Raw genomic sequence first — 11,397 nt, forward strand, 5'->3', positions numbered from 1 at the left:
AGGAAAGCGTGTGTCATAGGGACATGAGTTCATGGCTGGACCCCGTTCTGTTACCGGTCGACCGGCTGTCGGCGGCGGCGCGGCGGGTGTGGGCGAAGCACGACCGGAAGACGGACAGTTGGCTGCCCTTGTGGCGGCACATGGCGGACAGCGGTGCCGTGGCCGGGCTGCTGTGGGAGCGCTGGCTGCCGCGGTCTGTCCGCGGGCTGGTGAGTGAGGTCCTGCCGGGCGGTGAGGAGGACGCCCGCGTCCTGGTGCGCTTTCTCGCCGCCGTCCATGACATCGGCAAAGCCACGCCTGCCTTCGCCTGCCAAGTGGAGTCCCTGGCGGGTCCGATGAGGGATGCCGGTCTCGGCATGCCCACGCTCCGTGAGTACGGCGAGGACCGGCGGCTCGCTCCGCACGGGCTGGCCGGGCAGTTGCTGCTGCAGGAGTGGATGGACGGCCGCTTCGGTCTGCGCGGGCGGGTGTCGGGGCAGTTCGCTGTGGTCGCGGGCGGCCATCACGGGGTTCCGCCGGATCACGGGCAGATGCACGACCTGCAGTTGCGCCCCCGTCTGCTGCGGCATCCGGGAGCCGGCGAGAGCCTGTGGCGTCAGGTCCAGTACGAGTTGATGGACGCCTGTGCCGAGGCGACCGGGGCCGCGAGCCGGCTGCCCGAGTGGGGGACGGTCCGGCTTCCGCAGACGGTACAGGTGGTTCTGACGGCGGTGGTGATCCTCGCGGACTGGATCGCCAGCGCGCCCGAGCTGTTCCCGTACGACCCGCAGAGCTGGCAGCCGGCCGGCCCGGTGGGCGAGCGGCGCAGGCTTCGTGCCGCCTGGGACGACCTGGATCTGCCGGAGCCGTGGAATCCCGAGGAGCCCGAAGACTCCCCGGCCGACCTGTTCGCGCACCGCTTCCCCGGGCTCGCGGACGCGGTGATCCGGCCGGTGCAGTCCGAGGCCGTGGAGATGGCACGCTCCATGCCCGAGCCGGGGCTGCTGATCGTCGAAGCGCCCATGGGCGAGGGGAAGACCGAGGCGGCGCTGGCCGCGGCGGAGATTCTGGCCGCACGGTCCGGTGCCGGCGGGCTGCTGGTGGCTCTGCCCACACGTGCCACGGGGGACGCCATGTTCCCTCGCCTGCTGCGGTGGCTGGAACGACTCCCGGCCGGCCTGAAGGAGGACCGTCGGCGTACGGTCGTTCTGGCTCACGCCAAGGCGGCGCTCAACGAGGTCTGGGCCGGGCTGCTGCGCCGCAGGCAACCGTCCCTCCTCGGTGTCGACGCGGATCAGCGGCAGCGGCAAGGGGACGCGGACGTCAAGCCGTCCGCCCTGCACGCCCACCAGTGGTTGCGCGGCCGCAAGAAGCAGTTGCTGGCGTCCTTCGCGGTGGCGACCGTCGACCAGGTGCTGTTCGCCGGGCTGAAGAGCCGTCACCTGGCGCTGCGGCATCTGGCAGTGGCCGGCAAGGTCGTGGTGATCGACGAGGTGCACGCCTACGACGCCTATATGGGCCGTTACCTCGACCGTGTGCTGGAGTGGCTGGCGGCGTACCGGGTTCCGGTGGTGCTGCTGTCGGCCACGCTGCCGCAGGAGCGGCGCCGGGCACTGGTGGCCGCGTACGCCGGTGCCGAGGCGGCGAAGGAAGTGGAGACGGGGAGCGACGCCTACCCCCTGATCACTGCCGCCTGTCCGAGCCGGCCGGTTCTCTCGGCACGTCCGCCGGCTGCCTCCGGCCGGCGGACGCAAGTGGTGCTGGAGCGGCTGGACGACGACCTGGAAGCACTGGCGGACCGTCTGGAGCGGGAGCTGGCGGACGGGGGCTGCGCGCTGGTCGTCCGCAATACCGTGGACCGGGTCCTGCAGACCGCGGACGCGTTGCGGCAGCGCCTGGGCGAGGACGTGGTCACCGTGGCGCACTCGCGTTTCCTCGCCGCGGACCGGGCCGCGAAGGATGCCTGGCTGCTGCGCCGGTTCGGACCGGACGGGCGGGAGCGTCCCGCGCGTCATGTGGTCGTGGCCAGCCAGGTCGCGGAGCAGTCGCTCGACATCGACTTCGATCTGCTGGTGACGGATCTGGCTCCGGTGGACCTGGTGCTGCAGAGGATGGGACGCCTGCACCGCCATCGGCGCCCCCGGCCTGCTCCGCTGGCCCGGCCCCGCTGCCTGATCACCGGGGTGGACTGGTCCGCCGCGCCTCCGCAGCCGGTCAAGGGGACCTGTGCGGTGTACCGGAGCGAGTACGTTCTGCTGCGGTCGATCGCCGTACTGCAGCCGTATCTCGACGGTGCCGCCCTGCACCTGCCGGACGGCATCAGTCCGCTGGTGCAGCAGGTCTACGGCGATCAGCCCGTAGGCCCGCAGGCGTGGGCCGAGCGGCTGAGCGAACTGCGGGACGCGCACGAGGAACTGCTCGATGGGCAACGGGAGAAGGCGGGCGCCTTCCTCCTCGACAGGGTCGGGCGGCCGGGGCGGCCGGTGTACGGCTGGCTGGAGGCGTCGGTCGGGGACGCGGACGACACCTCCACGGGACGGGCTCAGGTGCGGGACAGCGCCGAGACCCTGGAGGTGCTGATCGTGCAGCGCCAGGCCGACGGGCGGCTGACCACGGTGCCGTGGCTGGACGACGGCCGCGCGGACGGCCGGGGCGGGCTGGAGCTGCCGACCGACTTCGCCCCGTCCCGGCGCGCCGCCGAGGCGGTGGCCGCGAGCGCCCTGACGCTGCCGGGGCGTTTCAGCTCACCGTGGTTGATCGACCAGACGATCGCCGAGCTGGAGCAGTTCATGGTCCCTGCCTGGCAGGCGCGGGACTGCCCCTGGCTGGCAGGCGAGCTGATCCTCGTGCTCGACCCCGATTGTCAGTGCCGTCTGGCAGGCTTTCAGATCACCTACAGCCGAACCGACGGCCTGCGGGTGACGGGTCCTGGCGTGCCCGCGGCCGGGGGTGACGCAGCGGGGGGAAGCGCGCAGGCGTTACGAGAGGACCACCAGCACAAGGGGGGTAAGAGTGAGCAAGGTGAGAGTGCGGCCGGCGCCGCTGCCGCCGTCACGGGCCGTACGGCAACTGCCGAGGCCGGCGTGGTGAGCGCGCGCGGTTCCGGGCCGGGCGAGCCGCCGTCGTTCAACCTGGTGGAGATGCCGTGGCTGCCGGTGCAGCGCGCGGACGGAACAGTGGAGGAGGTCTCCCTCCTCGCCCTGTTCGACCAGGCGGACGGGCTGCGGCGGCTGGTGGGGGACGTGCCCACCCAGGAGATCGCGCTGCTGCGGGTGTTACTGGCGGTCCTGTACGACGCGCTGGACGGTCCGGCCACGATCGAGGACTGGGAAGACCTGTGGCTGTCACCCCAGCCGTTCGCTCCGGTTGCCGCATACCTGGAGCGTCACCGGGACCGGTTCGATCTCTTCCATCCCGAGCGGCCGTTCTACCAGGTCGCGGGCCTGCGCACGGACAAGGGAGAGGTGGCGCCGCTCGCCCGGATCGTGGCCGATGTGCCGGTGGGGGAACCCTTCTTCGCCATGCGGCGGCCCGGCGTTGAGAGACTGACGTATGCGGAGGCCGCCCGGTGGCTGCTGCACGCCCACGCCTTCGACACCTCCGGCATCAAGTCCGCCATGGCCGGCGACACACGCGGCAAGGCGGGCAAGGTCTACCCGCTGGGGGTGGGTTCCCTGGGCACCCTCGGCGGTGTCTTCGCCGAAGGTGCGACGCTGCGATCGACCCTGCTGCTCAACCTGATCGCCTTGGAGGAGACAGGGGCGGAACGGGACGCATCCGCTGGAACGGACATGCCTGTCTGGCGGCGCCCCGTCCCCCTGGGTCCCGGTGAGCGCGACGGCAGGGGCCGGGCCCGGCCCGCGGGGCTGCGCGATCTGTACACCTGGCAGTCCCGCAGGATCCGGCTGCACACCGAGGACGGTGCGGTCACCGGAGTGGTGCTCGGTTACGGCGACCCGCTGGCCCTGGAGGCACCGTGGACGCTGGAGCCGATGACGAGCTGGCGACGCAGCCGGGCGCAGGAGAAGAAGCAGGGACGCACCCCGGTCTACATGCCGCAACAGCACGACCCGAGCAAGGCAGCCTGGCGTGGGCTCGCAGCCCTGCTTCCGGCCAGCGGCCGGGCGGTGAACCGCGGCGCACCGGGCGAGCCTGCCAAGACGCTGCGGTCCGGTGTCGTCCGGTGGTTCACCCAACTGACCACGACCAGTGAGATCGACCCCGGGAAACTGGTCAGGCTGCGCCTGGTGGGTGCGGTCTACGGCACGCAACAGTCCGTGATCGACGAGATCGTGGACGACTCGGTGCTCCTCCCGGTGATCACCCTGCACGAGGTCAACCAGGAGTACGGCGCTGCCGCCGTCGACGCGGTCAGCGACGCCGAGGAGGCCGTGGAGGCCCTGGGCCACCTCGCCGGCAATCTGGCGCGCGCCGCGGGGAGGGACCCGGCAGCCTCCGCCGCCACCGCCCGTGATCTGGGCTTCGGCGCCCTGGACGGCCCCTACCGGGCCTGGCTGCGCAACCTGCTGGGCTTCCCGGACCTGCAGACGGCCCAGCGGCAGTGGCGGGCGACGGTCCGCGGCCATCTCGAACGGATCGGCCGGCACCTGCTCGACTCCGCGGGCCCCGCCGCGGACGAGGGGCGCATGATCGACGTCCCCGAGAAGGGCCGTCAGCTGATGGACGCCGGCCGCGCCGAGCATGTGTTCAGCGCCCGCCTGTACCACGTCCTGGGACCGCCGCAGAGCCGGGCTGCCACCCTCCCGGTGCCGGCCCAGGCAGGTCCTCGACTCGCCGTTCCCGACCGCGCGGAGAGCGCACGATGACGACAACGACACCCCACACCGAACCCGCTCACGCCGTGCCGCAGCAGAACGGCGACGACAACCGCCGCCACTCCCTGCCCCGCAGGGTCGCCCGGTCGACGGTCGGCCGGCTGCAGAGCGGCTACCGCCGCGACGACGCCGCCGCGGTCGCCGCGGTCGCGCAGCTGCGGCGCGCGGCCGGCCAGGACGTCTTCGCCTCACCCTCCAGCTGGGGTCTGGACTACCTGGACGATCTCGCCCGGCTGCGGGAGGAGCGCGAGCAGGAAGAGGGCGACAGCAGCGCCCCGTCGCGGTACCTGTCGTCCCGTCACCGGATGGAGCAGGAGCGGCGGGAGGAACGCGAGGAGCGCGCGGTGCACCTCGCCGTGACCCTGTGGGCTCTGCACCAGCAGTCCATCCGCGATCAGCCCATGCATGTCCCCGGATGGTCCCTGGGCCGTGCCGTGCGACGGCTCGCCGACGACAGGACGGGAGCGCAGGACGAGCCGGCCGAGCGGGCCGAGGCCGCGGCCGGCAGCCGGACAGCCGGTCCCGGAGCGGACGCCGACTCGCCGGTCCGGAAGCGGTTCGTACGCATCGGCACCTCGACGGACGTCGAGATGCTGGGCCGTCGGCTGCGCGAGATGGTGCTGCTGCTGCGCACCGCGCGCATCCCCCTGGACTACGGTCTGCTCGCCGAGCAGCTCTGTCACTGGCAGGACGAGATGCGCCAGGGCGAGGTCAGGCGCGCCTGGGGCCGTGACTTCCACCGCTTCCACCGGCCCGCGTCCGCGGATGGGGAGGAGCACGCCGGCGTCGCTTCTGCCGCCCGGCCCCTTCAGCCCTCCCTGGACGACGCCGGCGAGTAGCCGGCTCCCCCGGCCGCCGGACAACCGCGGCCGCCTCCCTATCCCGCGCCGTGGCCGGCCTGCCTCCCGCGCCGTGCCCGGTGCCCGCAATCCTCGTAGAGAAACGGAATGACGTGACCCGCACCATTCTCGACATCCACGTTCTGCAGACCGTTCCGCCGAGCAACATCAACCGCGACGACACCGGAACCCCGAAATCCGCCTATTACGGCGGAGTGCGCCGCGCACGGGTCTCCAGCCAGGCGTGGAAGCGCGCGACCCGTGAGGCGTTCAACGCCCTGCTGCCTCCGGAGGCACTCGGGGTCCGCACCAAGAAGGTCGCCGAGGCCCTGGCCGAGCGCATCACCGCCAAGGACGGGTCCCTGGAACCGGTGGCCGTCGAGCTGGCCGTCGAGACGCTGCAGGCGGCCACCAACACCAAGATCGAAGTGCCGAAGCGGAAGGGGAAGAACGACGACGAGCCGGCCGCCTCCCCCACCTCCTCCTACCTGATGTTTCTCAGCCGGCAGCAGCTGGACGCCCTGGCGGAACTGACGATCAAGGCGGTCGGCGGCACCGGCGACGTCGACGTGCTCAAGAGCCACTTCAAGAAGAAGGAGAACAAGACCGATGCCCGGCAGGCCGTCAACGCCCGCCACTCGGTGGACATCGCCCTGTTCGGACGCATGGTCGCCGACTCCGCGGACCTGAACGTCGATGCGGCCGCGCAGGTGGCGCACGCCCTCAGTGTGCACAAGTCGGACATCGAGTCCGACTACTACACGGCCGTCGACGACCTGAACACCGCCGGGGAGCCCGGCGCCGGAATGATCGGCACCATCGACTTCAACTCCGCCACCCTCTACCGCTACGCCGCCGTGGACGTCGACGAGTTGCAGCGCAACCTCGGGCTCGGCCTCCGGGACGACGAGGCACCGAGCGCGCCGGTGGAGAAGGCCGTCGCGGCGTTCCTGGAGGCGTTCCTCACCTCCCTGCCGACCGGGAAGGTGAACACCTTCGGCAACCACACCCTGCCTTCCGCCGTGATCGTGAAGCTCCGCGGCTCCCGCCCGGTCAGCTTCGTGAGCGCCTTCGAGGAGCCGGTGCCGCAGGGCCCCGGCGGCGGATACCTGCGCGAGAGCTGCCGCCGGCTCGCCGCGTACGTACCGGACCTTGAACGGCAGTTCGGGATCGAAACCCCCCAGGAACACAGCTGGGTCTTCCGCGTGGGCGAGGAGACCGAGGCACTGGCCGCCCTGGGTCAGCAGGTCACCCTGAAGACGCTGCTGCGGGACGTCGGTCAGGCGGTCGCCGAGCGGCTCTCGGCCGGAGCGGCCGCATGACGGTGCTGTTGCTGCGGCTCGCCGGCCCCCTGCAGTCCTGGGGGTCGGCGGCCCGCTTCGCCCGGCGCACCACGGAGAACGCGCCCACCAAGAGCGGCGTGCTCGGTCTGCTCGCCGCCGCCGACGGCCGTCCCCGCACCGCGGACCTCTCCGACCTGGCGGCGCTCCGGTTCGGCGTACGCATCGACCAGCCCGGCCGGCGTCTGCGGGACTTCCACACCGCGCACCACGCCGACTCCGGCAAGTCCATGCCGGTGTCCGAGCGTTTCTACCTCGCCGACGCCGTGTTCGTCGCCGGCGTCGAAGGCGAGCAGACCCTGCTGCAGCGCCTGCACCGCCGCCTGCTCGCCCCGCACTTCCTGCCCTTCCTCGGCCGGCGCTCCTGCCCGCCGTCCCGGCCGCTCGACATGGGCCCGCCGAGGGCGGACACCACCTTGGAGGAAGCCCTGCGCACCGCACCGTGGCAGGCGTCCGGCTGGTACCGGCGCCAGCTGACGCGCCGCCAGGGACAGGGCGCCGATGCGGCTGTGCCGGAATCCCTCGACGTACTGATCGACTGCCCGCCGGAGCAACTGCCGGACCTGTCCCTGCGCGACACGCCCGTCAGCTTCGACTCACGGCACCGGCAGTACCAGCTGCGCGGCATCCGCACCGACCGGGTCGTCCCACCGGGCCTCGCGGCCCCCGCCGCGCCCGGACCGCACGAACCCACGGTTCTGCTGCGCCCCCTGGGCACGCCCACAGGCACCGCCATGGAAGAGAACACCCCGAGGTCCCGCTGATGTATCTGACCCGCTTCCGCATCAACACCGCCCGCTCCGGCGCCCGACGGCTTCTCGCTTCCCCCCACCGGCTGCACGGCGCGGTGAACATGGCCTTCCCCGACGTCCTGCCCCGAGACGGGGAGGGTCCACGGGTGCTGTGGCGTGTGGACGCGAGCGCGGCCGCCCGCGCCGACCTGTTCATCGTCAGCCCGGACCGCCCCGACCTGACCCACCTGGTCGAACAGGCCGGCTGGCCCCACTCCGACCAGCCGGGCTGGACCACCTTCGCCTACGAGGAGTTCCTCGACCGCCTCACCGTGGGCAGTGTCTGGGCCTTCCGGCTCACCGCCAACCCCGTCCACCACATCCGCAAGGAAGGCGACGCGGAGGGCGCCAGGACCAAGCGGACCGCTCATGTCACCCCCCGCCACCAGATCGACTGGCTGCTCGCCCGGCAGGAACGCGCCGGCTTCGAGATCGTCCGTACTCCCCCGGAGCAGCAGCTGACGGAACGCGGCCACGAGCATCGAGTCGTCGTGCACACCCGGCAGCCCCTGCGGTTCCGCAAGGGCACCCCCGACCGCTCCTCCCGCCATGACGTCCGCCTCACCCGGGTCACCTTCGACGGACATCTGCGCATCACCGACCTCGACGTCTTCCGCCGCACGCTCACCCACGGGCTGGGCAAGGGCAAGGCCTACGGCTGCGGCCTGATGACACTCGCCCCCGCACTCGCCTCATGAGCACCATCAGCCGACGCGCCGTCTCCACTCCCCAGGAGCTCACCCGGGCCGGCGACCGGATCTCCTTCATCTACCTGGAACGCTGCACCGTCCACCGCGAGGACAACGCGATCACGGCCACCGACGCGGACGGAGTCACCCACATCCCGTCCGCCACCATCGGCACCTTGCTCCTCGGGCCGGGCACCCGGGTTACCCATCAGGCGATGTCGGTCCTCGGCGAGTGCGGTGCGGGCGTCGTCTGGGTCGGCGAGCAGGGCGTGCGCTTCTACGCGGGCGGCCGTGCCCTGACCCGGTCGTCCCGCCTGGTGGAGGCTCAGGCCACGGCGTGGGCGAACCGTCGCACCCGCCTGGCCGTCGCGCGGGCCATGTACCGGATGCGCTTTCCCGACGACGATCCCTCCGCCCGCACCCGCCAGGAACTGCTCAGCAGGGAAGGCCGCCGGGTCAAGGAATGCTACCGCCGCGAAGCCGCCCGCACCGGCGTGCCCTGGCGCCGACGCGAGTACCACCACGGCGACTTCAGCGCCGGCGACCCCGCCAACCAAGCCGTCACCGCGGCCGCCCAGTGCATGTACGGCATCGCCCACGCCGTGGTGTGCGCGCTCGGCTGCTCACCCGGACTCGGCTTCGTCCACTCGGGCCACGAACGCTCCTTCGTCCTCGACATCGCCGACCTCTACAAGACCGAGATCGCGATCCCCGCCGCCTTCGACGCGGCCGCCCAGGGCGAGGACGACGTAGCCACCCGTACCCGCAGGGCGCTCAGAGACCGCATCAACCGCACGGGGCTCCTCGACCGCTGCGTACAGGACATAGAGACTCTTCTCCTCCCTCACCATGCCGACGGGCGAGACGCCGAGGACACAACCGACCAGGTCGCCCTCCAGACCGACGACGGATACGTCGTGCCCGGCGGCCGCAACTACGACGGCACCGACGCCGGAGCGCACTGGCGAGAGGAGCCGATCTGGTGACCGTCATCGTGCTGGCCAACTGCCCCTCCGGGCTGCGCGGCTTCCTCACCCGCTGGCTGCTCGAAATCTCCCCGGGCGTCTTCCTCGGCTCCCCCACGGCTCGCGTACGCACCATCCTGTGGGAAGAGGTCCGCCGCCACCGAGGCCAGGGCCGCGCCCTGCTCGCCTACCAGACCGACAATGAGCAAGGCTTCACCTTCGCCACCCACGACCACGCGTGGCACCCCACCGACCATGAAGGCATCACCCTCCTCCGCCGCCCGTCTCCCCGCACACCCGCATCCTCCGCCGAGCAGCAACCTGGGCCCGGGAAGCGGGGGTGGAGCAAGGCAGCCAAGAGGAGGCGATATGGCCGTACTTGACCCCAGGGAGAGTAATTCGAGAAGTATGGCCGTTCTCGCAGAAGTGAGTAAAAACAGAAGCCTCTCCGTGTAAAGCCGCACGTCAGGCTCTGTGGTCCCCGCGCGTGCGGGGGTGGTCCGGAAGCGCTCATCACTGGTCGTGCGTATGGTCTGTGGTCCCCGCGCGTGCGGGGGTGGTCCCTTGCCGTCCTGGATGATGATGAAAGTCTCCATGTGGTCCCCGCGCGTGCGGGGGTGGTCCCCTCACGGCGCCGCTGGTGGCGTACGGCCAGGCGTGGTCCCCGCGCGTGCGGGGGTGGTCCCGGCACTATCGTCGGCTTCACCGGGCCGCATGCGTGGTCCCCGCGCGTGCGGGGGTGGTCCCTGGTGCCAGGTGGTACCTGACGCCACCGCAGAGTGGTCCCCGCGCGTGCGGGGGTGGTCCCCCTTCCTCTCTCCAAGGGTTGCAGCGCCGCACCGTGGTCCCCGCGCGTGCGGGGGTGGTCCCCAGCCCCGCCCGCTGCATCTGCGCGCAGATCCGTGGTCCCCGCGCGTGCGGGGGTGGTCCCGCGATAGAGGACCTGGTCCTGTTGCCGGGGCGGTGGTCCCCGCGCGTGCGGGGGTGGTCCCAGCCCACGTCATTCACCCCGACGGGAGCGTGTGTGGTCCCCGCGCGTGCGGGGGTGGTCCTCCTTCGCGGCCGCCATCAGCGCCCGACCGATGGTGGTCCCCGCGCGTGCGGGGGTGGTCCCGTCCAGTACGTCTCGCCCGGGGTGACCGCATAGTGGTCCCCGCGCGTGCGGGGGTGGTCCCGAGCCGTCCGAGGCGTACGCGGACAGCAGTCCGTGGTCCCCGCGCGTGCGGGGGTGGTCCCTTCAACTACATACGGAGCCTGCTGAAGGACCCGTGGTCCCCGCGCGTGCGGGGGTGGTCCTGTTGTCGTCTTTGACGGCAGTGGGAGTGGTGGGTGGTCCCCGCGCGTGCGGGGGTGGTCCCCCTGCTCGCCCACGTCCCCGCCACCGCCCAGCGTGGTCCCCGCGCGTGCGGGGGTGGTCCCGACTGCCAGAACGTCACCGGGCACTTGTGCGTGTGGTCCCCGCGCGTGCGGGGGTGGTCCCCAACCACCCTCTTTAGCCGGGTCTCAACGTGGGTGGTCCCCGCGCGTGCGGGGGTGGTCCCCGGACCGGGAACGCCGTCAACCTCGCGAGGTTGTGGTCCCCGCGCGTGCGGGGGTGGTCCCATCGCGGCCACCGTGATGGCGAAGCTGATCCCGTGGTCCCCGCGCGTGCGGGGGTGGTCCCGAGTACGGGACCCAATTCCGGAAGCTTGGCCTGTGGTCCCCGCGCGTGCGGGGGTGGTCCAGGACCTTCGCCATCGGCGCCACACAGTTGGTGGTGGTCCCCGCGCGTGCGGGGGTGGTCCCGCGGCGCACGCGTACAGATCACCGTTGGCCTTGTGGTCCCCGCGCGTGCTGGGGTGGTCCCTCACGGGCCAGCTGGAAGCGGCGTCCGACGACGTGGTCCCCGCGCGTGCTGGGGTGGTCCCTCACGGGCCAGCTGGAAGCGGCGTCCGACGACGTGGTCCCCGCGCGTGCGGG

At 72.0% G+C, this 11,397-nt stretch carries 7 protein-coding genes and 1 CRISPR repeat array; all 7 genes read left to right on the top strand.

The window, feature by feature from the left end:
* Positions 1-23 precede the first annotated feature (23 nt).
* The 7 genes from casA to cas2e all read left to right on the top strand — a co-directional run bounded on the left by casA (position 24) and on the right by cas2e (position 9,821).
* Positions 24-4,805: a type I-E CRISPR-associated protein Cse1/CasA gene (gene casA, locus IE286_RS27565; protein WP_189795070.1), complete on the top strand. Its 4,782-nt coding sequence runs from the start codon at positions 24-26 to the stop codon at positions 4,803-4,805.
* Positions 4,802-5,653, top strand: a complete 852-nt coding sequence (gene casB / locus IE286_RS03435) for a type I-E CRISPR-associated protein Cse2/CasB (RefSeq protein ID WP_189795071.1) — start codon at positions 4,802-4,804, stop codon at positions 5,651-5,653. Before casA ends, casB begins: the two co-directional genes overlap by 4 nt.
* 113 nt (positions 5,654-5,766) lie before the next feature.
* Complete coding sequence (cas7e, locus tag IE286_RS03440) at positions 5,767-6,975, top strand: type I-E CRISPR-associated protein Cas7/Cse4/CasC (RefSeq protein WP_189795072.1); 1,209 nt, start codon at positions 5,767-5,769, stop codon at positions 6,973-6,975.
* Positions 6,972-7,757: a type I-E CRISPR-associated protein Cas5/CasD gene (gene cas5e / locus IE286_RS03445; RefSeq protein ID WP_189795073.1), complete on the top strand. Its 786-nt coding sequence runs from the start codon at positions 6,972-6,974 to the stop codon at positions 7,755-7,757. Before cas7e ends, cas5e begins: the two co-directional genes overlap by 4 nt.
* Positions 7,757-8,482 carry a type I-E CRISPR-associated protein Cas6/Cse3/CasE gene (gene cas6e, locus IE286_RS03450; protein ID WP_189795074.1) on the top strand — a complete coding sequence of 242 codons (726 nt, stop codon included), beginning with the start codon at positions 7,757-7,759 and terminating at the stop codon, positions 8,480-8,482. Before cas5e ends, cas6e begins: the two co-directional genes overlap by 1 nt.
* Positions 8,479-9,459, top strand: a complete 981-nt coding sequence (gene cas1e, locus IE286_RS03455; RefSeq protein WP_189795075.1) for a type I-E CRISPR-associated endonuclease Cas1e — start codon at positions 8,479-8,481, stop codon at positions 9,457-9,459. Before cas6e ends, cas1e begins: the two co-directional genes overlap by 4 nt.
* The gene (cas2e, locus tag IE286_RS03460; RefSeq protein ID WP_189795076.1) at positions 9,456-9,821 is read left to right on the top strand and encodes a type I-E CRISPR-associated endoribonuclease Cas2e; all 366 of its coding nucleotides are present in this window, start codon (positions 9,456-9,458) and stop codon (positions 9,819-9,821) included. The genes cas1e and cas2e overlap by 4 nt, the downstream gene beginning before the upstream one ends.
* A gap of 91 nt (positions 9,822-9,912) precedes the next feature.
* A CRISPR array of direct repeats spans positions 9,913-11,345; the repeat unit is 29 nt; unit sequence GTGGTCCCCGCGCGTGCGGGGGTGGTCCC.
* Positions 11,346-11,397 lie beyond the last annotated feature (52 nt).

This window comes from Streptomyces thermodiastaticus, from assembly GCF_014656135.1.
GTDB lineage: Bacteria > Actinomycetota > Actinomycetes > Streptomycetales > Streptomycetaceae > Streptomyces > Streptomyces thermodiastaticus.